Raw genomic sequence first — 25,798 nt, forward strand, 5'->3', positions numbered from 1 at the left:
ATCAATACCGTTTAAACGTGAATTCGACATAAGACAATCTACCTTAGGTATTTAAAATTTCATTAAAAGAAAAATTAACATTTCATTTTCAATTAGGTAACCAGAAATTAATGTAATTGAGTTAATTATAAAATACTTTTATCTTAAACTAAAATTATAAGAGGTGAAAGGCAATAGACTTATTTATGGAATGATTTTGACATTAATAATTTTAATTTTTCTGTCAGAAAATTCTACTAAATTAAAATCTGGAGATATTGCATTTGTTGGATTTAATGCTAATAATGATAGTTTCGAAATTATAACTTTTATTAATATACCTCCAAAAACATCAATTCATTTTACAGATTCTGAATGGAATGGAAATCGTTTTGGTGCAGACGAAAATGATCTAGTCTGGGAAACAGGAGAAGAGATTATATCCAAAGGGTCTATAATCAAATTTACCAGTCTAGGTTCAAATCCCATTGTTTCCTCGGGCACATTAAAAAATACTCTTAGAATATCGAAAAAAGAAGAGGCAATATTTGCATACGTGGGATCGACAAAGATGCCCACTAAATTTTTGGCTGCAATGGCTAATGATAAACTTGGATATGGAACATTATTAAATACAGGGTTGGATAACAAATCTGTATTAACCTTTCCAAAAGGTACAACCTATGCCACCTATAAAGGCCATCATAATTATCAAAATGTTAATGAATATATTGTTGCTTTAAACAAAATATCGAATTATACATTTCAATAATTAAATAGAACAAACAGAAATCGCCTGGAAATTCTAAATACATTTATCAATACCCGACAACGCACATTTGCAATCTGTACAACACAATACTCATCGCCACATAAAATAATAAATGTGAGTGTTATATTACATAAAAACACAGATTTGTCGATGGTTTTGTAACTTTACTCTGTTACGACATAAATAATAAACGTAATGTACAAGCCCGACTTAGAATGAAGATATTAACTAAGGGAAAATATTATGGAATAAAGGATTCTGAAAAATCATTTGGCGGGATTCTGCTATCGCAATACGATTATAAAAAAGACAGAACAGACTGGCACTACCACGAAAACCCATATTTCTGGTATATTCTAAATGGTGATATGATGGATTGTAATAAGAACGTGAAGACCTTGTGCCCATCAGGAAGCTTAATGTTTAATAATTGGCAAGAAGTTCATTATGGCTCTAAACATTCTAAAAATGCTAATGGTTTTCATTTAGAATTTCAAAAAAAATGGTTAGATACTAATGGGATAGATTTGGATTTACTTGAAGGGAGTCTATTAATTCAAAACCCACAAGTACATTTTCTTTTTGCAAAATTATATTATGAATTTATAAACTCTGATCAATACAGCGAGGTTTCTGTAGAAGTTCTATTATTACAAATTTGTGAAGCATTAAGTGGATTAATAGAAACCAATCTCAAAAATATCCCAAACTGGATAAATGATCTAAAAGAATTACTTCATTTCGATAATTCAAACCTTAGCTTACAATACCTTTCTGATCAACTAGGAGTACATCCCGTTCATATCTCAAGGGCAGCACCAAAATATCTCTCTACAAGTCTTGGAGAGTATGTAAGGCAACATAAATTAAAAAAAGCTATACCTCTACTGCTCGACCCAAGTAACTCGTTGACTAAAATTGCATATCAAACAGGTTTTTCTGATCAAAGCCATTTTAACCGTGTCTTTAAATCCCATTTTAATATGAATCCCAGTTTCTACCGAAAAAGAATTACATAAAAAATAGCAATGTTAATCTGATACAATTTTTGTAAATATCGATATGTTACTTTTGAACTCAATTAAAACTTAAATTATGTTTAAAAATTTAACGTTATCACTCTTGTTATGTTTCTCATTTTTTACAAGCTGTGCTCAACAAAATATAGTAGATTTTATAGGAGAATGGGAAGGAAAAACAACGAACAAAGATGCCCTTAATCTAGACATAATCGTTAAAAAACTGAGTGAAGAAGATGCCGTTTTTACACTTTCAAATAACAAAGAAATTATAACGAAAAAATTCAAATTTGATAACAGAATCAATCTTGCATTAGGTGATAACCTTATTTTTAGTGGAATCGTTAATGACGGGCAATCAGAAATAAACGGTTTTATTAAATCAAAGCGGTATTTGTACCCTGCTAAACTCTATAAAAAAGGAGATCATTTTGAAGGAAAGTGGAATCTATCGATAATTCATTATCTACAGCCTCAATCTTTGCGTTTAACGATAAAAGAAGGCGGTGGATCTGATGATGAATATCGAGCTTACCCAATTCTTGGAAATCTCTGGTGCAATAATTTTAAGAAAAAGAATAATTCTATTTCATTTACAGATTCTAATACAGGGCTTGAATTTGACGGGCAATTAAAACCCTCTGAAGTTGTATTAAATATTAGTCTGGAAGGGAATTTTATTACAAAAACATCATTTAAAAAAAGCATAAAGCATAAAAAGGATACTTCAATAAATGAAAATTCTCAAATAAACGACGGCTGGGAGTTATCAAAAAATCGATTAGTACTACAAAAAATGGAAGAAGGCATTCGTAATGATAGTCTAGTCGGAATAGAGGGAATACTTATTGCAAAAAATGGTAAGATCACTTATGAAAAATATTTTGCAGGCTTCAATGTTAACATTCCGCACGGTATGCGTTCTGCCTCAAAAAGTATCTCATCTGCCATCATCGGTATAGCCATTGATGATAAAATTATAGAGAGTGTCGACAAAAAACTATATGATTTTATCCCTCAAGCATATCAGTATACAAAAGATTCCTTAAAATCTAAAATTACCATCAAAGACTTATTAACGATGAGTTCTGGATTAGACGTAAATAACAAAGCATATGAAGAGTACTACCAAGAATCAAATAATTGGTTAAAAACAGTACTTGAAGCACTTATGGTAAAGGTCCCTGGAACTTATGCCGATTATGGGTCTGCAAACCCATTTTTACTAGGCGTTTATTTAAGTAATCGATTAGACGTACCCTTAGAATTTTATATGGCTGATAAGCTTTTCTCACCTCTGGGAATTACAAATTACATATTGAATACCGACGATACAAAAGCTATACCTTATTTTGGAGGTGGGTTTCATTTAACCCCAAGGGATATGTTGAAATTTGGGCAACTTTATCTAAATGAAGGTGTATGGAATAGCAAACGAATTATTTCAGAAAATTGGATAAGAGAGTCTTTCAAGAAACATACAAGATTGCAGGATAGAAGAGATAAAAATCAATATGGCTACCTATGGTGGCATGACACCTATATCATCAATGAAGAGGCAATTACATCTATTGAAGCACGAGGTGCCGGAGGGCAATTTATTTTTATAGTTCCAGCGCTGGAATCCGTAGTTGTAATAACAGCAGGAAATTATAGGAATAGGAAAGGTAATCAATCACGGGAAATATTTGCAAAGTATATTCTTCCTGCACTGTTAAATTAAAAGACCAGCACATAACAAAGTATTAATCAATTGAGAATAGTATTAAAATGCATTTCGGCCTATGTACCGAGGTGTACACGCACTCGATCCCGAGGAAATCAAAAACATGTACCGTACTATAGATATCCTATAATTCTAAACTTGATCCAGAATCCAGAATCGCATTTCCAAAAGTGGACCCCAGATCAAGTCTGGGGTGACAAGTTGTACCGTTCCCTTCGGCGCGCCTGTCCTGAGTTTATCGAAGGGCTCAGGGTACGATATATATTTTAAAGATGTAAACAACAACAAAATTCATAATAAATTCACAATTAACAGAGGTTAGGCTCTCTATCAATCTACCTTTAACCTTACTTTCACATATGTCGGTTTCTTATTTTATTACCTTCCGCCGATTAAAAATTCTTCACATGCTCAAAAATACATTTAGATTGCTTCTATGTATAGTCGTAATCACTACTAGTGGTTGTTCTGTTCTTCAACCCAAAAAAGGAAAAACCCCTACGGCCAATGCCAAAAAACCAGGTAAAGACAAAGATACGATTAAGCCGTATAGCGAAGTCATTACCGAAAAGGCCAAAACCGACAAAGGTTTATTTACCGTTCATAATATAGACAGTAAATACTATTATGAAATTCCGGATTCGTTGTTTAATCGAGAGATGCTTATGGTAACGCGTATTGCCAAAACCGCTACAGGAATTGGTTTTGGTGGTGGAAAACAAAACACCCAGGTATTACGCTGGCAACGAAAAAACAAGCAGATATTACTTCGCGTTGTATCCCATCAGATCTTCGCTTCAGATTCTTTACCGATTCATGAAGCTGTAGAGAATTCTAATTTCGAACCGGTATTATATGCATTTCCGATTAAAGCATTTTATAAAGATTCTACTAATGCCGTAAAGAATGCAACGGTGATCGAGGTTACCGATCTGTTTAAAAAAGACGTAAAACCTCTAGGATTTCCTGGTAGTAGACGAAAACAGTATAAGATTTCAAAGTTAGATGCCGCCCGATCGTATATCGATACAATAAGAAGCTACCCACTAAATATCGAAACCCGTCATGTAAAAACGTATAGTGCTGCCGAACCACCTTCTAATGCCAGTACAGAGTCTATCTCATTAGAAATGAGTAATTCTATGATTCTGCTTCCTAAAACCCCTATGAGACGTCGATATTTTGATCAGCGAGTAGGATGGTTTGCCCGTGGACAAACGGATTATGGATTAGAAGCACAAGAAAGTAAAACAGTACGTTATCTGGATCGATGGAGATTAGAGGTAAAAGATGAAGATCTAGCAAAATTTAAACGAGGAGAACTGGTAGTGCCCAAAAAGCAAATCGTATACTATATTGACCGCGCGACCCCCAAAAAATGGAGAACATATATTAAGCAAGGGATCGAAGACTGGCAGGTTGCCTTCGAACAGGCTGGGTTTAAAGAGGCTATTATCGCCAAAGATCCTCCTACAGAAGAAGAAGATCCTGATTGGAGCCCAGAAGATGTGCGCTACTCTGTAGTGCGCTACCTGGCCTCTCCAATCCCTAATGCCAACGGGCCTCATGTAAGTGATCCCAGGTCGGGAGAGATTCTGGAGAGTGATATCAACTGGTATCATAATGTAATGACTTTATTGCGCAATTGGTTTTTTGTACAAACCGCAGCAATCAATCCAGAAGCGCAGAATGTTGCTTTTAAGGATGAAGTGATGGGAAGATTAATTCGGTTTGTATCTGCTCACGAGGTAGGTCACACCCTGGGGTTACCACATAATATGGGAAGTAGTGTTGCTTATCCTGTAGAATCTCTAAGAGATCCTGTTTTCACTAAGAAATACGGTACAGCGCCATCGATAATGGATTACGCAAGATTTAACTATGTGGCCCAACCAGGAGATGGTGATGTCGCCTTAATGCCTAATATCGGTATCTATGATAAGCATGCAATACGATGGGGATATCGACCCATACTTACCCCAACTGCCGAAGAAGAGAAGAAGACGCTGGACAGCTGGATACTCAAACATCAAAATGATCCTATGTATCGATTCGGAAAACAACAGTTTGGAGTTATAGATCCAAGCTCCCAAACCGAAGATCTTGGTGATGATGCCGTACTAGCCAGTACTTACGGAATCAAAAACCTAAAAAGAATTGTACCCAACCTCATCACATGGACTGCCGAAGATGGTAAAAACTATGATGATTTGGGCACGATGTACAGACAGGTATTAGGGCAGTTTAATCGATATATGGGCCATGTATCTTCTAATATTGGTGGGGTATATGAATACTATAAAACCTATGATCAAAAAGGAGCAGTATATTCTCATGTAACCAAAGCGAATCAGAAGCGTGCCATGAAATTTTTACACGAGCAATTGTTTAATACTCCGGATTGGTTACTCGACAAGACTATTTTTGATAAAATAGAATCTGCAGGAAATGTAGAACGTATTCGTAATTTCCAGGTGAGAACATTAAATAATCTATTGGATCACGGGCGCATGGCACGATTAATCGAGAATGAAGCTTTAAACAATAAAGAAGCCTATACTCTACTCGATATGATGACCGAACTGCGATCAGGACTATGGAGCGAATTGCGAAACGGTCGTACCATAGATGTATATCGTCGTAATCTACAAAGAGCGTATATCGATCGTTTAGAATTTTTAATGACCAAAGAGCAGCCTAAGGTCCCCGAGAATATAAGACGCTTTGTGGTACGAACCAATGTAAATGCCTCGCAAAGTGATATTAGAGCAGTAGTACGTGCAGAATTAAATACACTACGCCGAGCAGTTAGAAATGCTATTGGCAGAACATCAGATAGGATGACACAATATCACCTGCAGGATATCGCAGAACGTATCACCGCCATCCTCGATCCTAAGAAATAAGATAATACAACTGTAATAATATATCCCCCTGTTTGAATCATCAAGCAGGGGGTTCTTTTAATAGGTACTATCTGACCGAATGAATGCTTTGTTGTAATGCTAATGGAAATTATAGTACTTCGACGTGCCTGCCCTGAGCCCTTCGATAAACTCAGGACAGGTCTGTCGAAGAGATTATCAAGACTATCGAGAATCAATAATTACTATCGTTTTCAAATGCATCTCGATACACGCTCGTTCCTCACGCACTCGATGTGACGTCACATTTTTATTGAGTATATCGAAGGAATCAGAGTATACGTTATTGATTATATATGCCCCCTTAGAGTGAGTGATTAAACTATAGTTATCCTATTATTCTGCATTTAATCCGAAAATTAAAAGAAAAGATCATACGAGAATAGAACCTATAAAAGAAAGATAAGTATCTTAGTAATAATTCATACCCTCATTATTAACATCAACAATAGAATAAACAACATGAAAAAATTAATTTCAGAATTTATTGGAACCCTATGGTTAGTATTAGGTGGGTGTGGAAGTGCTGTATTAGCGGCGGCATACCCAGAGTTAGGGATTGGATTTGCAGGGGTTGCTCTCGCATTTGGTTTAACCGTTGTAACCATGGCTTATGCCATTGGGCATATTTCGGGTTGCCATCTTAATCCTGCTGTATCTATTGGGTTATGGATAGGTGGCCGTTTTGATAAAAAAGAACTGCTACCGTATATTGTTGCCCAGGTATTGGGTGGTATTGCCGGTGCAGGGATTTTATACCTTATTGCTACAGGAAAATCAGGATTCGAAATCGGTGGATTTGCTGCCAATGGATATGATGATCATTCTCCGGGTGGCTATTCTATGCTTGCGGCTTTAGTAACCGAAATCGTAATGACATTTATGTTTTTGATTATTATTTTGGGCGCTACTCATTCTAAAGCTCCCAAAGGTTTTGCAGGCCTCGCCATAGGATTAGGGCTAACCCTGATTCATCTTATAAGTATACCGGTAACCAATACTTCGGTAAATCCTGCCAGAAGTACAAGCCAGGCATTATTTGCAGGAGGTTGGGCAATAGAGCAACTATGGTTATTTTGGGTAGCCCCCATCATAGGAGCTATTTTAGCAGGATTGGTCTACAAATTTATTTCTCCCGAAGAAGCATAACAAAAAAACACAATAAACCTATAATAAAACCCTTGTATGATGATTTATGCAAGGGTTTATTTATGATATGCACCACTCGATCCCGAGAGAATACCCTTCATGTACCTTGAGCGTAGCCGAAGGGTATAGTGTGGATAAATCAAAAGGCTTACCAGGACCTATCGAGAACCTATCATTCTGATACCATGAGGTTTCCCGTAACTTTTTTAAAAAAGGTAGTCGTACTTTTATAAAAGAGATACTGAGGTACTGTTACACTAACAGCTTTACCTAATCGCATTTAAAACATCCCTATTTAGCTAATCATAAATAATAAATGTAAAATGGGCTACGAAAAAAAAATAAAAACAATAGAACGATTTTCTGGATATGATGCCGAAATCAATACCAAAGGAGTATTTATTTTAATTCTTAACATATTGATTATTGTTAGTATCATAATCATCATAGGCGAATTAACAACACTAGTGTCCCCTCTGCATCTTTCTCCTTTTAAAGTGATCACCAGTTTAATACTTCTTTTTTCTATTTTTTCGATACTTATTACGGTGTATACCATAACCCCGTATTTAAATTCTTATAAAAAATCTTTTTGGTCTTTTAACGGCATCGCGAATAGCTGTAAGAAAAAGGAAATAAAACAAGATGTCAATAGTCAAATTAATGATTTGGAAAAAGGCTTAAAAAGAAAACATCAGGGTGTTAAAATGGCGTTACTTATTAATGTTATTCAACTACTTTTTCTAACCTATATCACATATATTATTGTATTTTAGATAAAACACTCTAATCGCCAATAAAACAAAAGTATTGGTATACATGAGTACAAACAAGTATACAGGATGTATGTCCTGAGATGAGTTCTATTTAGATAAATGAAAATACTCCTAACAGGTGCCACAGGCTACATCGGTAAACGAATCCTCCCTTTATTAGTAAATAAAGGATATCATGTAGTATGTTGCGTAAGGGACACCTCTAGATTTCATCCTCCCCAGTCCTTAAACGCAAGTATTTCTGTACTAGAAATTGATTTATTAGACGCTCCCTCGCTTTCAAAAATCCCTGGTGATATTGATGTAGCCTATTATCTGGTGCATTCGATGTCGACATCTGACAATTATAAATCATTAGAACAAAAATCTGCTGTCAATTTTAGAAATGCACTATCTAATACAACTGTTAAACAAGTGATATACTTAAGTGGTATTATCAATGAATCCAACCTATCTAAACATCTGTTATCAAGAAAAACCGTTGAAGAAGAACTAGGAAAAGGCAATTACAATCTAACGTGCTTTAGGGCCGGAATCATTGTTGGGTCTGGCAGTGCATCCTTTGAGATTATGCGTGATTTGGTAGAAAAACTTCCTATTATGATTACGCCAAAATGGCTTCTTACCAAATGTCAACCCATAGGGATAGCAGATGTACAACGTTTTTTAATCGGATGTATCCATAAAGAAGAAACGTACAACAGGAATTTTGATATTGGCTGTGATGATATTCTATCGTATAAAGAAATGCTTCTTGGTTTTGCTAAAGTTCGAAATTTAAAAAGAAGAATCTGGACTGTTCCTGTAATGACCCCAAGGCTTTCTTCTTATTGGTTATATTTTGTAACCTCTACTTCTTACAAACTGGCTAGATCCCTGGTCGATAGCATGAAGGTCGAAGTTGTATGTCGAGATCATGAAATCAATACCCTACTAAACATACATCCTATACCCTACAAAGAAGCCTTATTAAGAGCATTTGACAATATTAAAAATAATGAGATTGCTTCTAGCTGGAAAGATTCTTATTCTAGTAGTGAGATAACCAGTAACATATCAGAATTTATAGCGGTTCCAGAATTTGGATGTTTTAAAGACAAGCGTATTCGACAAATTGAAAACTACGAATCATCACTAGAGAAAATCTGGAGTATCGGGGGTGAGAATGGATGGTATTACGGCAACTGGCTTTGGAGAATCCGTGGTTTTTTGGATAAATTATTTGGAGGAGTCGGATTAAGAAGAGGCCGCACTAATCAATCTACTATATCTGCAGGAGACTCATTAGACTTCTGGCGGGTGCTCTACGCAAATAAACAAGAAGGAAGATTGTTACTTTTTGCAGAAATGAAACTCCCGGGAGAAGCATGGCTCGAATTTAAAATAGTAGGTAACAATCTGATCCAAACGGCAACATTTAGACCCTTAGGCTTGGCCGGCAGACTATACTGGTATGCTGTATACCCGTTTCATGGCTTTATTTTTACAGGGTTAATTAACGAAATTGCCCATAACAAAACCTAACTAACTGTAATAATAGCAGAAAACCCAACACCTAAAACCTCACACCTCCCTCCTAATTCCTCCTTATATACAAAAAACTTCCTCCTACTATCATGTGGTTTCCCGTAACTCATTTAGAAAAGGTAGTAGTAACTTTAAAAGACTAAAAAAGTATTGCCATACATGAGTATCGCAATACGAAGAAACGTGCAAGTACATATACAATAAGTATAAACATGCATAGAGGGTACATATCCTATACTATAACAATCCCCCATAGCCCTATTCTGAGTCCTTCGATAGACTGGGGGCAGATACATCGAAAACTCAAAACGAATTAAGGATAATTATACAAATTTCGATTTAACAACAGTAAACGAATAAAAATGATACAAACTAAAAACACAATTATTATTCACGACGGAGCTACAGATGAATTAATGTCAATTCTTTTTGCCGCATCAATGCCTAATATTAGTATCAAAGGAATCATGGTACTTAATGCCGACTGCCAGGGCTATCCAACTGCAAAGGTTAGTAGTAAACTTCTCGACCTCATCAACATCAAGGATGTGCATGTTGCGGTATCGGGCGCAAGAGGGTGGAATCCATTCCCCTGGACGTATCGTCAATACTCATTAATGGTTGATCTTTTTCCTGTCGTAAATCAATACAAAGAGAATGTAGTCGTCCCAGAACCTCAAATGGATTTTCCTCTGGAGACTATGGTTGATACAGTATATCGCGAGAATAATAACTCGCCTGTAACCTTGCTTTGCCTTTCTCCCGTTACCGATATCGCCAATGCACTAAAGAACGATCCTGATTTTGCAGGTAAAGTTTCAGAAATAGTATGGATGGGAGGAGTTTACATTACAGAAGAAACGCCCTTTGGAAATATTGATACCGGGATAGCTCCCGGGGCAAACCCTAATGCAGAATGGAATGTGTACTGGGATCCCCAAGCAACTCAGGAAGTATTAAACTCGGGTATTAACATCAAAATGTTTCCTCTTAATGTTACCAATAGCGTTACACTATCGGGAGAAATCATTCGAAGGTATTTTTTACCAGAAAGCAACACCTTCCCTGCCCTATCCCTTGCTGCACAGATGTATGCATTAGTAGCTTTTCAATATGGATTTAGCTTTTGGGATACTGCCGCAACATCTTTTCTTGGCAAGCCCGATCTGTTCACCTTTAAAAGTGCTTTTGTTGAAGTAGATACCTCCCCGGATCCCGTGAAACAAGGAACGATGAAAGTTGAATTTATTTCGGATATAGAACCGCTAGAATCTACCATCGAGATCGCATCAAGCATTAACGTAAATATGTTTTACGACTATTACGTAGCACAACTTAAAACCTTAATTTTTAAATAACTAACACTATGTCTATTACACAAGAAAACAAGTCTGCCAGCATCACTTCATATGTTTACCAACAAACTTATGACCTTAAACCAGGAACCAGCCAGGTTACTATCACCCTTATTTCTAAGGGAGCATCATTTAGTACTACCGAAAGCATCAAAACATTCAATACGGGTACAATCGGCAATAAGAATTCTAAAGAAAGTTTTACGGTCTATTCGAACGGGGAATTTGTATATGCTTTAATCGAAACTCAATATAAACCGGTAACCAGAACAGGACATAAGCCGATTGATCCACCGTCTTATTGCCACATCTATTTCAAGCCCGGTGGTACAAACTGGTTGTGGTCGACAGATGCTCAAACTGCAGATAACGACAGTATTTTTCATGGTGGACAGGGTGAACGTACTGGTTCGACCATTACGATTCAATCTCCAACCGATCAGAATCCGTCTAGCTTGCCCAGTACATTGCCAAATTTAAATAGCGAGCTTGTATTTTTGCTCGATAAGAATGTAAATGGAAATATGTTATTTCGTGGAAATGAGCCATTGAAACCAGGGTTAAAGTGCCAGGATATTGATTTTCATACTTTGCATAATTGTCTTAAAACAAAGTATCAACTACAAACAGGTTTAGATAATTTCCCCGAAATGGGAAAATATGTTCTTCGCGATATTGCATTCTTAGGTCATAATATAAATGGTGAATTACCAATACTACTTGCCGAAGTAGGCACCTTTGGTGCATTAGAACTAAGCCAGGTAGATCAAAAATGGTATCCGGCATCCCCAAAAAAATTCTCAAGTGGGATGAAAGCACAAGTATCAAATTGGAATGTTGAGCCTGCAGAAACCTCTACAGCATTAGATATAGAAATGATAAAAAACCTTAGCACCTGGATGAAAACCGATTCACCATATAAAGATGCAAACCATAACCCCATCCCTGTGATTTATTATATTCACTGTTCTAGTGGGCATGACCGTACTGGTATGATTTCTTCGGGGTACTTAATGCACCATTACGGCTTAGGGCTAACTGATGCATTTATTTTGGGTACTACTATTCATAAATTAAATGCTTCTTATGGAGGGAACTTAGTGACCAATTGTGAAGATTTCGTAAGTAAAGAAGTAGATTCCAATCGATCACGTTGTTTTGTTGCCGGTACCCAAGCTAACCCAACATACAATAACGGGATTCTTAATATTTACAATACATTACACGGCACTGCAGTAACAGAGCTACCTTCAAAAGCAGTCTCTGGTGATCCGGCAATTAAAAATACGGGACAAGCTTATGTATTTTCGCACTATCCCTGGGATTTTGTAGCCCAAGGCTATGCAACCATGGTAGCAGGAGTTGTAGTAGAAATCGGTATTTTAATAGGAGGTTGCGGATACACCGAGCCACCTGTAATTACTATCGAAGCTCCATCAAATGGTGGAATGACAGCTACAGCCACTGCCGAAATCACTAATGGAATTGTAACAGACGTGACAATGACTAACCAGGGAAGTGGGTATGATTTTTCGCCACAGGTTTCTTTTTCCTCTCCTAACCCGGTGAATTTATAGATGCCATACCTCTTTTAATAGATATTACTAATTATCTAACTGATTCAAAGGAGTGAGATGTGAAGTTTAACTATGCCAAACAAAACCTAATTAATTCTGGTAATGGTTCTTTTAAAAACTCATATCTCGCTTCTTATCTCTATAAAAAACTTTATCGCTTACCATGCGGTTTCCCGTAACCATATTAAAAAAGGTAGTGGTATTTTTACAAGATTAAAAAATAAAAGTATTTATAAGTATGTATTGCAATTGTCCAAATATTCAGACTTTATAATTATAAGGGTCATATGTAGTTCTACACATCTTTTGCTTGTATTTTTATTTTTTATCAGTCCCTCTTATTCTGCAATAATATCCCTTAATCCTACTAAACAATTATTTACCAAGGAGTAGTATTTTAATTAAATACTACTTCGTTGACAGATATTTTTTAACTCAAAAAAACTAAAAGTACATGTATAAAGGTTCTGAAAAAGAGTATGAATTATTGAAAGGTGAAGCAGATACAATTAGAAAGTCTATACTTCAGTTTATTGGATTTATTATTAGTATTGCTGGAATAGCTGTTGCAATAGCAAAAGTATTTTTTAATCCAAAAGAAGATAATAGTATAATTATATTAGGAGCTATTGTAGGTGGCTTGGTTGCAATAACATTTTTATTTGAAGTTATATGGTATAAGTTCAAATCCCATAATCGTTATGTTGGATATATACTACTTCTAACTCAAGAGGTTGGATATGTCGAATTGACCGATGAAATTAAGAAAAGGGAAAGCACAGATGATAAATCGCACTTAGATAATATAAAAATAACAGATTGCCCTGATGGTTCTTATCTAACTCTATTTACCTGGGAATATATGATGGCTAGATTAAATAATGCAGATTTTGAAAATTCAAAGCTAAAAATACTTACCGCAATTCAAAAAATATATTTTAAATTTAGAATCCCAGATACCTATAAATATAAGTCGATAAAACCTGAATTAAGAGATGCTTTAGAGGATAATTACTTCAAAAATGTTGTGCGATTAATGTATACCCCTGAAAAGAGTTTTTCTGAAAGAGTTTTAGATAAAATACATGATGGATTTTGGGGCCTTTTAGATCTTTATATTCCTATTCGCTATTCTTTTTTCAAAAAAAGGTTCAAAAGAGTTAAAAGAGAATATTTATGTACTGGGTGGTTATTTCCAAAAAAAGTCATTCAAGTTGTATTTTTTCCAATTACATTGTTGCTAATATTTTTCTATTCTGTCCTTTTTTCCAATTTTAAGATCGCTTCAAACTTGAATTTTGATAACATATCATATCCTGTAACTTTTATGTCTCTATTAGTTTTTTTTATTAGTATAATTTGGGTTTTTAGATATGTAGGAGGGCTAAAATCAGTAATCTTTGGAAAACATAGTGCTGAGTATTTTAGTTGGTCTTTTTTTATTTTTAGAGTACAATTGCTTAATTCGTATGATATATTTCCTATTTATTTTTCGCAGAACTTTATACGATATTTTAAGTCGATAAAAATCATAGAATATCATAATGATCTCTACAACTGTTCGGCACAAAAAGACACTGATAAATGCTCAATATGTGAGAAACAAAAGGGTGAATTTTTGCAATCATCACCAGATTTAAGTTTACAGAATAATAACGCTATGAAAAAATTTGATGTTATATGCTGTGATTGTAGTGACCTATATAAACATAAATTAATAAGTGCTTCAAAAATATCAAAAGAGCTTATCGACTTTCATTTATATATAGAAAAGAAATTAAATTCAGATCCTATTTGAATTTTACTATCTCACCCCAAAAATAGATTTACTATTTTAGTTACTTATGTAAAAGCAATATAATTACTCTAGTCATTATATTTAATTGTTTACAAACATAAGAAACGAGAACACACAAAATAGACAAGAGGTGATTAAGAATAAAAATGATTAAAACTCAAATAAAAATAGAAGACCTATTATCTGATTTAATAGTTGAAATTCCAAGCGGAAAAATATCACTACGAGATGATAGGAAAAAGCAAAAATGGGTTGAGACTATTAATTCATTTTACTTGTCAAAGTATTTAGTATCTCAGGATTTATTTCATGAGGTAACAAATCAAAGGCCAAGTATATTTAAGGGAGACAATAGACCTGTAGAAACTGTTTCCTGGTTGGATTGTGTCATATTTTGTAATGACCTTTCTGAGAAAGTTGGATTAAAACCTTATTATTCGATTAATAACACTAAAAAAGATTTTAAAATTAACAAAAATTCAAACGGATATCGACTTCCAACCGATGCAGAATGGGAATATGCTTGTAAAGCTGGATTGACAGCCCCGAGATATGGTGAGATTGATTCAATTTCATGGTATAAAGCAAACTCTAATGGGGAAACGCACGAAGTTGGCATTAAAGAACCTAATTCGTTTGGGCTATACGATATGTTGGGAAATGTTTGGGAATGGTGTTCGGATATTTATGATGAGACTGTTTATGGTTCCTATCGGATAATTAAAGGGGGTGGTTGGAATGATGAAGCACGTGGTTGCCTGGCAACTAATCGTAGAAGAAGTCATCCTACTGCCTATAAAATAGACGACCTTGGATTTCGGATTGCAAGAAATTTAAGATAAATAGAATTACGTTTGGTAACACTGTACCATAACCGTATAAAATTAATTGCTAGCTTTAGTACGCACAACATATAACTAATCTTATAAAAATTGTTACGTGTTATTAAAAAGCTCTGGCAATAAATCTTTGAATTCCTTTTGGCCTCTCAAAGTCAAAAATGGATATAACATACTCAAAAGGGTATTTACTTGATTTTCTATATGTATTGCGGTAAATCTATTTAAATAAAGTCCCGAAGAATATATCCAAGTATTCCCATAATTTATCATTCTTTCTGTCAAAAACTCATACTCCAATGCAAAAGATGAATCCTTCATTAAATTTTGTTTTTTCATTTTTTCAAACAGCAAAAAACACCCTGCGACCCTATTTTTATATGCTTCTTGAAAATGTGTTCTTACTTTATCACTTACACCTAAAAGATTATACAAATCTGTCCAGAAAAATTTATAATCCATCATTCTTATCATACTTTGCTTAATGTCGCTTCTAATTTGAGCTATTGATATTTCGGTATTGTCTAGTTTTTCTATTCTTTCATCAAATACTGAAACCATCTCAAAATATATGGCTTCAAAAATATCTTCTCGGTTTTTATAATGATAATTTAGATTTCCTGAACTCATATTCAGCTTTAAAGCAATCATTCTTATGGTAACCTGGTAATAGCCATGTTCATTAAACAAGGCAGTAGCAGCTTCTAAAATCAATTTCTTTTTCTTACTCATTAGTAAACTTGTCCTAATTAATTATTATTAGTAAATTTGTCCTAAAATTACGAAATGGAATCGTTATACAAATCAGAAACCGGAAAAAAAGAAATACTAGAACTCTACAATCATAAATTAAATGAATTAGAAATAAAATATAAAAACAAACGAATTGACACCTATCACGGAAAAACGAACATTATTGTAGTAGGCGATTCTACAAAACCACCATTAGTATTAGTTCACGGCTCTAATGCTTGTGCCCCTATAGCTCTAGAAACTTATCCAACTCTTTACAAAAAATATCAAGTATTTGCTATTGATGTTCTAGCACAACCGAATAAAAGTGCTGCAACTAGATTAAGTATGACAGACAATAGTTATGGTGTATGGATGAACGACATCATAAATCAATTAGAACTAACAAACGTGACTATGGCAGGTTTCTCATTGGGTGGATTAATAATTCTCAAAACTTTGATTCAAAATGAAAACAATATAAGAGAGGTATTTTTATCATCTCCGGCATTTATTGTAAATGGAAACCCATTAATTGCGCTGTTCAAAATATTTATCCCTATGAAGCGGTATATAAAAACTCAAAACAATAAATACCTTGAAAAATTCCTAAAAACACTTTTCACAGAAAGAGACGAATTTGCTCTTAAATATTTATCTAGAGTGTTTTTACATTTCAGAATGGATTTTACTCCTGTTCCTGTAATAAAAGAAAAGGAAGCTAAATTAATCAAAACTCAACTTACTATAATCGCAGCAAAGAATGACATTATGTTTCCAGGAGCCAAAATGATTAAACGTGCAAAGAAAATTTTTCCTTCTTTAAAAAATACAGTTTTGCTTCAAGATTCGAAACATGTTCAAAGTAGAAAAGATAATAGCAAAATAGAAAAGCTAATATTAGAAGAATAACATGTTACAACACCGTATATAGCCAATAGTAGCTAAAATTTCTACAGGATTTCGTGTATGTTTACTATCTTTAAGACAATGCTAAATATAACTTTTTGCTTTCCCACTTCGAAACCACGCATTAAACATTGTAAAAGCATTTGCGAATATGGAAAATATATTACAAATTTTAGGAGCATCTGTCTTAAGTCTTGGAGGAGCAGGTGCAATAATTTTAGGATTATCTAAATGGTTTGGAAATTTATTTGCAAAAAAACTCTTAGCAAAAGACAGTGCTAAATATTCTCTAGAACTAGAAGCTCTTAAAAGTAATTTTCAAACTGAATTAGAAGCTCAAAAAGCCTTTCAGAACGAGAAATTAGAAATTTTAAGGCAGAAATATCAATCAGAGCTCGAATCTACCAAAATTGAATTAGAAAAATCTAAGATTTTGTTTCTAAAGTATAGGGAAAATCAGTTTCAAATCTATAACGACCTGTGGCAAAGCTTATGTGATTTAAAACTTAAAGGGGCTGACTTATGGGAAGTAGCTTCAAAAGAAAGATTAAAAAGCTTTTCGATTCAACTCAAATCGACAAGAGAATCGCTAGAAAAGAATGCTTTGTTAATTGAAGAAAGTCATTATAAAAACCTAATGAGCAGCTTGGATGATTTTGAGAATTTTGAAATTGGCAAACAAAGATTAATTGAACTGCGAAATACAGACTTCGACCATCTAAATGAAATTGGAGGAGGTGAGGATGAAATTAGATATAGGATTAGTCAGAACAGAGAGGTGAAAAATCAGTTTGAGAAAGAAATGAGTAAGATGGCAAAATATCTTAGAAAACAAATAAAAGGAGAGTAAATAACTTATTACAACAAGATGTATAACACCTTAAAATGTACAATATACTAAACCAATAGAATAAATTTTCAATTCATATCATAAGCAATGCCTAAACAAAAAACTTAATCAATTCTGGTAACCATACGATCTATAATCACCTATCCCTAAATGAATCGCATTGCCATATATCAATAAAAAGATAAAAGCATAAAATATTTGCTATTTTAGTTACTGTATTGCTATACTAATTGTTGTACATCATGAAATAAATGAACCGGAAAAAAATAATAACTATTGTAATACTATTGCTTGGAATTGGAATCACATTATCATATTTCGGATTCTTTAATCGATTTAATTACATAACGGCAAAGTTGGATATCACCAATAATAACCCTCAAAAAGTACTAGTAGGGCTTCCCTTTATTTCTCCTACAGAAATGAATAAAGTTAGTAAGAAGTACGGATTTAAAAATATTAGATTTGGTTGTATAATAAGTGGAATGGAATTAAATGGAATAGATATGTATAATGACCAAATGGATCAATATTTAACCAAAATAAATGGGGTTGGCTGGGAATTAAAATATAACAAGGAAATTGATTCTCTGATTAAAATGAAGTAACATGAGTGGGGTAAAAAATAAAGTAAAACGTATTTTATATACCATGTTGTAGTCAACATAAAAATGACCGGTAATAAAACAAATATAAGGAACAAAATAGATCATCTATTCAGACATGAATATGGTAAATTAGTTGCTGTACTCACAAAAACATTTGGAACTTCGAATATAGAGCTTGCCGAAGATGTAGTACAGGAGGCTATGCTCGAAGCCCTAAATAAATGGTCGTATGAAGGAATTCCTGATAACCCTACCGGATGGATATATAAAGTTGCTAAGTATAAAGCTGTAAATATTGTTAATAGAGAACAATACAAGCGAGAACATGCATCAGAAGTTGCCCGTCACTTACAATCAGAATGGACGGTAGCAGCTGCTCTAAAACATATATTTACCGATAAAGAAATTGCAGATGACCAATTACGAATGATATTTACCTGCTGTCACCCTTCTATTTCTACCGACTCACAAATAGCACTAACTCTAAAAACACTATGTGGATTTAGTATCCCCGAAATCGCAAAAGCATTTCTGACAACTAATGAAAATATCAACAAAAGATTAGTTAGGGCTAGAAAAACGATTAAAGAGGCCAATGTTCCATTCGAAGTGCCTGTTGGAAAAAAATTAGAACACAGATTATCAAGTGTTCTGGAAACTATTTATCTTTTGTTTAACGAAGGCTATAATGCTACTACCGGAGATACTATAATTCGTTTTGAATTATGTGAAGAAGCCATAAGACTTGCCGAGATTATTGCCTCTAATGTTAATATAAACTCGTCTCAAACCTATGCATTATTGGCTTTAATGTCCCTAAATACATCTCGTTTCGATTCTAGAATAGACGTATCTAACAATCTCTTAAACTTAGAGCATCAAGACAGAAACAAATGGGATAAAGCCTTAATCAAAAAAGGGCTTTATTATCTAGAATTTTCGGCAAAACAAAACGAAATTTCTATTTACCATATACTTGCTACCATATCTGCTCATCATTGTACGGCCAAAACCTACGAATCTACAGACTGGGAAAGTATTTTGGCTCTTTATGACTTGCTGGTAGATATTGATAATTCGCCACTTGTTCTACTCAATAGAGTTGTTGTTATTGCCAAATTAACCACTAGTAAAGAAGCGCTTGAGCAACTTAATAACATAGAGGGTGATTCTATATTTCATTCTTATTTACCATATTACACTACAAAGGCAGAGCTTCATTTTAAAAATAATGAACCAAAAATCGCTATCGAATTATTAAACAATGCTTTAAAATTACCGCTTAACAAAAACTCAAAAGCATTGATTAACAATAGATTAAAAGAATATTCTAAAAAAAATTAATTTTTTTAAGGTTTCAATGTCCCTTTTACCTCCTTTCGTTTGACTTAAGGGTATAAGACAATAATTATTAATTAGTCAAAAAATTAAACTATGCAGGAATTTATGATTTTTATCAAAACCAAAGGAGACCATTTAGAAGGGCTTTCACCAGAGCAACAACAAGCTCATGTTCAAAAAATAGGACTGTACATCGGAGGACTAATGGAAGCTGGAAAATTAAAAGGAGCACAACCTTTAGAAATGAAAGGTGCCATTATTCATGGAAACAAAGGCGTTTTTAAAGACGGCCCTTTTAATGAGTCTAAAGAAGTAATTGTAGGCTATTTCCATATAGTAGCAAAAAACTTAGAAGAAGCTATCGAAATTGCAAAAGCAAACCCAATGTTTGAAGATGCAGAAGGTACTATAGAAGTTAGAGCTATTAAACAAATGGAAGGTATAAATTAAAATGCAAAGCAATGAAAAATCTAGAATATAACGGAAACTGTGCGTTTGCCGTAAGCACAGGAAAAACAACGGTTAAAACAAGTACTAAATATATTTTAACTAAAAATGGAAAACACTATGCTTTTTCTAATGGTGTAGCAAAATTTTTATTCAAACTATTACCCAATCGAATCGAAAAGGCAAATACCGCCTGGAATTCTAAAGACTTATAGTAATGAAGATATTAAAAAAAACAGGTTTAGGAATACTACTACTAATTCTTTTGATAAGTGTGGTATCGCTATTCTTTTCTACACAAAAAGAAGTAAGCAGATCTACCGTAATTCACGCACCAGTAGAACATGTTTTTAATCATGTAAATGCTATGGAGAACTGGAAAAAATGGGGCGGGCCATGGCAAGAAGAAGGAATGGATTATGCTAAAGTAATTCAAAAAACACTGGGAGCAACTGTTGGTGTTGGTTCAAAATTGATTTATAATCAAGGAAAAGGAGATGGAAGTGTTGAAATCATTGAAAGTGATTTGAATAAACGAATTAAGACACTAATTACTTTTGAAGATGGTGGTTTCGCAAATGGTACCTGGTTATTTAATGAGGATCATAACACAACTACAGTTACGTGGACGGTTAAAGTAAATTTAGGGTACAATCCTTTAAAAAGAATTATGGGTAATTTAATGATGGAGCATAAAATAGGTTCTGTCTTTGAAAAAGGATTAGTCAATCTTAAAAAAGTTTCTGAATAATCCTGGTCATAAATACATACCTAAAAAAGCGGTTCGGGTTAACGCCTATATCGCTTTTATTTTTAAATTAAGTATCTTAATTTCTGAAAAATTAGTTAAAAAACTAATAAAAATAACACTTCCCTGACAACGAAATCACAACACATACACTAACCACATTTGAATACAACCCTTGGTATAAAAACAACTATAGTTTAAAAAAATTATACAGCGTAGTTACAATACTCCCCCGATGATTATCTAAAGTAATAGATACCAATTGTTTTTCTTCTTTTACCTTAACATTAAATGGTGGTGCTAATATGTTTAGACCACTTTGTTTTTTCAGTCTAATTCCTTGTCCGGAAATAATATCTATATTGGGAACAAAATCGCCTTCAGGTAAATGCTCTGTTAAAATAACATATTCAAAATCAGTTAACTTGCTCACTACACTTTGTACTTCTGCATTCGATAGATGTTGTAACACTTGTCTCACTATAGCGCAATCCCCAGAAGGCAGATCATCTACTGCAATATCCAAACAATGAAATTCTAAATTTTCTGCTTTAAAGTTTTCTTTATTATATGCTATAAGATCTGTTACTATATCTACCGCAACATACTGCTTCGTATACTTTACCAATTCTTTTCCTACATTAAAATCCCCACAACCTAAATCACATACGGTAAGAGGACTTTTAAAAGATGTTAAAAATGAGGTTACAACATCTATATAGGGATCTACGATCTCGGGTTGATGTGACCCTGCACCCGAATAAAAACCAGATGTATTACCTCCCCAAAGTTTCATTTTATAAACTTGCTCCATAGCATCTTTAGTTGGCCAGGGCTTTTTTATTCTATTGGCTCTATCTTCTTTCTTTTTCATAAACATTCTATTGATCCCATATATACTATAAAAACATTTGGCAACTATTTTCACTGAAAACAGTGAGAGATAAAAATATACTTAAATTTACTTTTGTTCTAAATTAAAATTAATCATTCTGTTAGCAAATTTCCTGCTGAAACTAAAAATCTAAAAAGCTTCGGAAATTATACCTAACATGAAATTATATAGAGAAATTTTTCAAAGAAATATTAGAGTTACAAACTTTATGTAAATAACAAATAGTTACGCTACATATGAAAAAAAACATCCTCTTTTTACTACTATTGTTATCAGGAGTACAATATGTAGTTGCACAGCATTGTGGATGGGAAGCGATGTGTTACAAGATTTTAATTTTAGAAAAAGAATCTATACACCCCAATCACCAATTTGCAATACAATTATTAGATAGCACGTATACTCCTGTAAAAGATAGTAATAATAGGATTGTTTCTTTTTACCAACAAAAAAAGAACAATACATTAGTATCGCATTCGACAATGCATGATGTTTTGCCAAACTTGGAGGGATTTAGCCTTAAAAATTTTTCGGGCCTTAACCATTTTGTTACGCTATTTCAGTCTTGTCATAATAAAAATTATCATTTACAAATTGAAAATAAAACAGTGAATCAAAAGCAAATCATAGCTCTAGAACCAAAACATTTTCAGACCATATGTAGTTCGTATATAAACGTTAATTTAAAGGATAAAACATTAGAAATCTTCGATATTATTAAAAAATGTAAAGACGCAATAATTAAATTAAAATAAAATTTTTGGTATTTTACTGACTCCCAATGCCTTAACCCTCCACATATAAAACAAATCATGAATATTCAATTAATACATTTACCCGATATAAAACAATTGACACTAATTTTTCTTTGTGTGTTTTTCACTTCCTGCTCAGATCAAAAAACAAAGAAAAAGGGTGAAATAGCTGTTCGACATGAAACAAAGTTAGAACAGGAATCTAATTTTGCTCAACAGAAGATAACCGATAATCTTTATGTTGTAAAATCTAAGAATTACCATACAAATGTTGGTGTTTTTATAGGAAATAAAGAGATCATTTTAATCGATCCTATGACAGGCTCTAATAATCACCAGGCCTTATTAGAAAAAATAAAAGAGCTTTCTAATAAACCTATTAAATATGTAATCAACACACATCATCATGAAGATCACACTGGGGCAAATTCATTCTTTGCAGAATTAGGAGCAACAATTATTTCGCAAGAAAATACTAAATATACCTCTGCAAAATACGATGTTACTTTTAAAAACGAGTATACTCTCGATTTAGAAAATGAAAGAATCGAGTTATATCATATTACTTCACACACTTTTGACGATGTGCTTATCTATTTCACTAAAAACAACACTATTTTTATGGGAGATACCTATATGACTAATTTCTTTCCGCATTTTTATTTCGGAGGTGGTAGTAAGGGTCATATAAATTTCATAGACAAAGCATTATCTATTGGAAACCAAAATACTGTTATTGTAGCGGGTCATGGTAAATTATCTTCTGATAAAGCAGAACTTCATACCTATAGAAAAAATTCAATACAATGGATTGAAAAAATCAAAGAACTATCACTTGCAGGCAAAACTCCGGATGAAATAGCTCAAGATGAAAAAATTAAACAATTAGCTATGGCTTTTTGCGGAAATAATACCGTACATCCCCAAACAATTGAAAAAACAATTTCTGTTGACTACAATTCTGGCACTGCGTTTCCAGAAAATGCAAAAAATTACGAAGGAATGTACCAATATAAAGATGGGGAAATTGATGAATTAATTTTTCAAGATAAAAAATTAATGCTGCGAAGAAAAGGCGCATATATATTTGAGCTCTCTACGCTTTCTGATACCAAATTTCATATCAAAGGACAAGTACCATACAGATATATCTCTTTTTCGAATGACGGAAAAGAATTGACTTATTTTAATGGAAAAGAAAGTCAAATCGCAAAAAGAAAATAACAAATAATAGTCAATGTTACAGAAGTCCTTAATATTATAAAAACCATGTGATGCTATACCCCTCGACAAACTCAGAAGAGGCCTTTCGAAAAGCTATTTTATGGTTCAAATTCATTATCTTTCCATAGTCAAATCATAACTTTATGTAGTCCTACGTATATCTGATGCGTCAAAAAAATAATTCAATGCTAGATGAAATTATTGCTAAAATAACAAGCGAATATGATACGCTGTCAAATGAAATCATTGAAGAGTGGAAAAGCGATATTCTAATGTTAGAATTAGAAAAAGGTACTCAATTGGTACGTGAAGGTAGTTATACAAATAAGCTTTTTTATATCTATAAAGGGAGTGCAAAGGCATATCACCTAAAAGACGGAAAAGCCATAGCAGATTGGTTTTCTTTTGAGCATGAATTTATCTGTGCAATTACCGGTTATTTTTTGGGCCATCCCAGTGAGCATTATATAGAACTTACCGAAGATAGTATCTTATTAGAGTTTAACCGGAAACATATCAATATCCTTTCAAATAAATATCACGATTTTGAACGATTTACAAGAAATGCCATTACAAAAATAATGCTTCAACTACAGAAAAGGGTCGTATATCTTCAGTTCTCTACTGCAAAAGAACGATATGACTTTCTTTTAAAAGAATATCCTAAAATAGAATTACATATTTCATTGGGTGATATTGCTTCGTACATCGGTATAACCCAAGAGACCCTAAGCCGGATTAGAGCACAGAAATAGTCGAATTTGATCTATGTCAAAAGATTTCTGTTTCTAAATATTGACTTTTACATAATGTAAAAGGAATAAAATGGATAGTATCGCAAACTGGAAATTTATCAGAAAGCATTTTAATGTTACCTATAAGACCAGCTTATCGGTTGCTATAGCTTCTGTAGATAATGATAACAAACCGACGGTAACACCAATAGGAACTTTTTTTTTAAACAAAGATCAAACCGGTTTCTATTTTGAGAAATTTCCTAAAAAGATACCTCATAATGTAAAAACAAATAAAAACGTATGTGTTTTAGGTGTGAATAGCAGCAAATGGTTTTGGATAAAAGCGCTTTACAAATTAAAATTTGATTCTTATCCTGCTATTAGACTCTATGGAATGTTAGGAGAGAAAAGAAAAGCCACTGATATTGAGATTTCAAGACTAAACAGACGGATGAAAACAACAAAAGGATTAAAAGGAAATGCATACCTATGGGGGAATATGGAATACGTTCGTGATATAAAATTTACCACGGCAGAAGGAGTAAATATTGGAAAAATGACAGAGGTATTATGAAAATAACTAAAACCCCAGAAAGTAGAGCAATAATCCGTTTTCCTGATTGTGATCCATTCAATCATTTAAACAACTCTAGGTATATAGATTATTTTATAAATGCCAGAGAAGACCATTTGGTAAATAATCATGATTTTGATGTATATCGGTATGCAAAAAAACAGGTAGAAGCTGGTTAGTGACTCAAAATCAAATCGCATATTTTAACCCTGTGCAGTTAATGGAAAAAGTAATCATTCTATCAACAATATTAGAATGGAATACCAGCGATATTCTGGTAGAAATGCAAATGTGGAACGAAGAAAAGACCCTATTAAAATCGGTATTATGGACAATATTTACGCATTACGATTTAATTCATCAGAAGAGAAGTAAACATAATGCATATCTAAATGAAAAATTTAGTGAATATGAAAATCCGTTACCATCTTCGCTTCGCTTTAAGCAAAGAATAATCAACATAAAACAGAATGATAAATAGCACAATACCTATTGAGTCTATTAATCTACATACTTATAACATAATTACAAGCCCAT

26 protein-coding genes are annotated in these 25,798 nt (G+C 33.5%); 24 read left to right on the forward strand and 2 right to left on the reverse strand.

The genetic code is table 11. The features are described from left to right. Positions 1–163: 163 nt before the first annotated feature. From NNH57_RS11345 to NNH57_RS11395, 11 genes are all read left to right on the forward strand, one after another. A complete protein-coding gene (locus tag NNH57_RS11345; RefSeq protein ID WP_108807353.1) occupies positions 164–751 on the forward strand; it encodes a hypothetical protein in 588 nt (195 codons plus the stop codon). Positions 752–966: 215 nt separating this feature from the next. Then, on the forward strand, positions 967–1,770 hold the full coding sequence (locus NNH57_RS11350) for an AraC family transcriptional regulator (RefSeq protein ID WP_108807354.1): 804 nt from the start codon (positions 967–969) through the stop codon (positions 1,768–1,770). A 76-nt stretch (positions 1,771–1,846) separates the two neighbouring features. After that, positions 1,847–3,493 (forward strand): serine hydrolase domain-containing protein, encoded by a 1,647-nt coding sequence (locus tag NNH57_RS11355; protein WP_108807355.1) that lies wholly within the window; start codon positions 1,847–1,849, stop codon positions 3,491–3,493. Positions 3,494–3,903: 410 nt separating this feature from the next. Beyond that, complete coding sequence (locus NNH57_RS11360; protein WP_108807356.1) at positions 3,904–6,402, forward strand: zinc-dependent metalloprotease; 2,499 nt, start codon at positions 3,904–3,906, stop codon at positions 6,400–6,402. Between the two features lie 480 nt (positions 6,403–6,882). Further along, the gene (gene aqpZ, locus NNH57_RS11365) at positions 6,883–7,569 is read left to right on the forward strand and encodes an aquaporin Z (protein ID WP_074407640.1); all 687 of its coding nucleotides are present in this window, start codon (positions 6,883–6,885) and stop codon (positions 7,567–7,569) included. A gap of 323 nt (positions 7,570–7,892) precedes the next feature. Beyond that, the gene (locus NNH57_RS11370) at positions 7,893–8,345 is read left to right on the forward strand and encodes a hypothetical protein (protein WP_074407639.1); all 453 of its coding nucleotides are present in this window, start codon (positions 7,893–7,895) and stop codon (positions 8,343–8,345) included. A gap of 99 nt (positions 8,346–8,444) precedes the next feature. Next, entirely contained in the window at positions 8,445–9,869 is a 1,425-nt protein-coding gene (locus NNH57_RS11375; protein WP_074407638.1) for an SDR family oxidoreductase, read from the forward strand. Between the two features lie 365 nt (positions 9,870–10,234). Then, positions 10,235–11,230 carry a nucleoside hydrolase gene (locus NNH57_RS11380; RefSeq protein ID WP_074407637.1) on the forward strand — a complete coding sequence of 332 codons (996 nt, stop codon included), beginning with the start codon at positions 10,235–10,237 and terminating at the stop codon, positions 11,228–11,230. An 8-nt stretch (positions 11,231–11,238) separates the two neighbouring features. After that, positions 11,239–12,804 carry a protein-tyrosine phosphatase family protein gene (locus NNH57_RS11385; protein ID WP_108807357.1) on the forward strand — a complete coding sequence of 522 codons (1,566 nt, stop codon included), beginning with the start codon at positions 11,239–11,241 and terminating at the stop codon, positions 12,802–12,804. 454 nt (positions 12,805–13,258) lie between these two features. After that, positions 13,259–14,602, forward strand: coding sequence for a hypothetical protein (locus NNH57_RS11390; RefSeq protein WP_108807358.1), 1,344 nt, complete (start codon positions 13,259–13,261; stop codon positions 14,600–14,602). Positions 14,603–14,748: 146 nt separating this feature from the next. Next, positions 14,749–15,444: a formylglycine-generating enzyme family protein gene (locus NNH57_RS11395; protein ID WP_074407634.1), complete on the forward strand. Its 696-nt coding sequence runs from the start codon at positions 14,749–14,751 to the stop codon at positions 15,442–15,444. A gap of 93 nt (positions 15,445–15,537) precedes the next feature. On the opposite strand, the gene NNH57_RS11400 is transcribed toward NNH57_RS11395, so the two are convergent. Then, positions 15,538–16,173, reverse strand: a complete 636-nt coding sequence (locus NNH57_RS11400) for a TetR/AcrR family transcriptional regulator (protein ID WP_074407633.1) — start codon at positions 16,171–16,173, stop codon at positions 15,538–15,540. A gap of 54 nt (positions 16,174–16,227) precedes the next feature. Between NNH57_RS11400 and NNH57_RS11405 the strand changes: the two genes are divergently transcribed. The 7 genes from NNH57_RS11405 (at position 16,228) to NNH57_RS11435 (ending at position 21,079) form a co-directional block, all read left to right on the forward strand. Beyond that, on the forward strand, positions 16,228–17,085 hold the full coding sequence (locus tag NNH57_RS11405; protein ID WP_074407632.1) for an alpha/beta fold hydrolase: 858 nt from the start codon (positions 16,228–16,230) through the stop codon (positions 17,083–17,085). Positions 17,086–17,233: 148 nt separating this feature from the next. Further along, a complete protein-coding gene (locus tag NNH57_RS11410) occupies positions 17,234–17,932 on the forward strand; it encodes a hypothetical protein (protein WP_074407631.1) in 699 nt (232 codons plus the stop codon). Between the two features lie 251 nt (positions 17,933–18,183). Then, positions 18,184–18,540, forward strand: coding sequence for an FEKKY domain-containing protein (locus tag NNH57_RS11415; RefSeq protein WP_074407630.1), 357 nt, complete (start codon positions 18,184–18,186; stop codon positions 18,538–18,540). A 63-nt stretch (positions 18,541–18,603) separates the two neighbouring features. Continuing rightward, complete coding sequence (locus NNH57_RS11420) at positions 18,604–19,884, forward strand: RNA polymerase sigma factor (RefSeq protein ID WP_074407629.1); 1,281 nt, start codon at positions 18,604–18,606, stop codon at positions 19,882–19,884. 90 nt (positions 19,885–19,974) lie between these two features. Continuing rightward, positions 19,975–20,331, forward strand: a complete 357-nt coding sequence (locus tag NNH57_RS11425) for a YciI family protein (RefSeq protein ID WP_074407628.1) — start codon at positions 19,975–19,977, stop codon at positions 20,329–20,331. Positions 20,332–20,342: 11 nt separating this feature from the next. Continuing rightward, positions 20,343–20,543 carry a hypothetical protein gene (locus tag NNH57_RS11430; RefSeq protein ID WP_074407627.1) on the forward strand — a complete coding sequence of 67 codons (201 nt, stop codon included), beginning with the start codon at positions 20,343–20,345 and terminating at the stop codon, positions 20,541–20,543. A 2-nt stretch (positions 20,544–20,545) separates the two neighbouring features. Then, complete coding sequence (locus NNH57_RS11435; RefSeq protein ID WP_074407626.1) at positions 20,546–21,079, forward strand: SRPBCC family protein; 534 nt, start codon at positions 20,546–20,548, stop codon at positions 21,077–21,079. Between the two features lie 187 nt (positions 21,080–21,266). On the opposite strand, the gene NNH57_RS11440 is transcribed toward NNH57_RS11435, so the two are convergent. Continuing rightward, complete coding sequence (locus tag NNH57_RS11440; protein WP_108807359.1) at positions 21,267–21,950, reverse strand: class I SAM-dependent methyltransferase; 684 nt, start codon at positions 21,948–21,950, stop codon at positions 21,267–21,269. A gap of 257 nt (positions 21,951–22,207) precedes the next feature. Between NNH57_RS11440 and NNH57_RS11445 the strand changes: the two genes are divergently transcribed. The 6 genes from NNH57_RS11445 (at position 22,208) to NNH57_RS11470 (ending at position 25,742) form a co-directional block, all read left to right on the forward strand. Next, positions 22,208–22,726 carry a hypothetical protein gene (locus NNH57_RS11445; protein ID WP_074407624.1) on the forward strand — a complete coding sequence of 173 codons (519 nt, stop codon included), beginning with the start codon at positions 22,208–22,210 and terminating at the stop codon, positions 22,724–22,726. 57 nt (positions 22,727–22,783) lie between these two features. Further along, positions 22,784–23,950: an MBL fold metallo-hydrolase gene (locus tag NNH57_RS11450; RefSeq protein WP_082994841.1), complete on the forward strand. Its 1,167-nt coding sequence runs from the start codon at positions 22,784–22,786 to the stop codon at positions 23,948–23,950. A 185-nt stretch (positions 23,951–24,135) separates the two neighbouring features. Continuing rightward, positions 24,136–24,705: a Crp/Fnr family transcriptional regulator gene (locus NNH57_RS11455; RefSeq protein WP_074407704.1), complete on the forward strand. Its 570-nt coding sequence runs from the start codon at positions 24,136–24,138 to the stop codon at positions 24,703–24,705. Positions 24,706–24,775: 70 nt separating this feature from the next. Next, entirely contained in the window at positions 24,776–25,261 is a 486-nt protein-coding gene (locus NNH57_RS11460; protein WP_074407622.1) for a pyridoxamine 5'-phosphate oxidase family protein, read from the forward strand. Next, entirely contained in the window at positions 25,258–25,440 is a 183-nt protein-coding gene (locus NNH57_RS11465; RefSeq protein ID WP_074407621.1) for a thioesterase family protein, read from the forward strand. Before NNH57_RS11460 ends, NNH57_RS11465 begins: the two co-directional genes overlap by 4 nt. A gap of 41 nt (positions 25,441–25,481) precedes the next feature. After that, entirely contained in the window at positions 25,482–25,742 is a 261-nt protein-coding gene (locus tag NNH57_RS11470) for a hypothetical protein (RefSeq protein ID WP_074407620.1), read from the forward strand. Positions 25,743–25,798 lie beyond the last annotated feature (56 nt).

It is taken from the genome of Aquimarina spinulae, from assembly GCF_943373825.1.
GTDB classification, from domain to species: domain Bacteria; phylum Bacteroidota; class Bacteroidia; order Flavobacteriales; family Flavobacteriaceae; genus Aquimarina; species Aquimarina spinulae.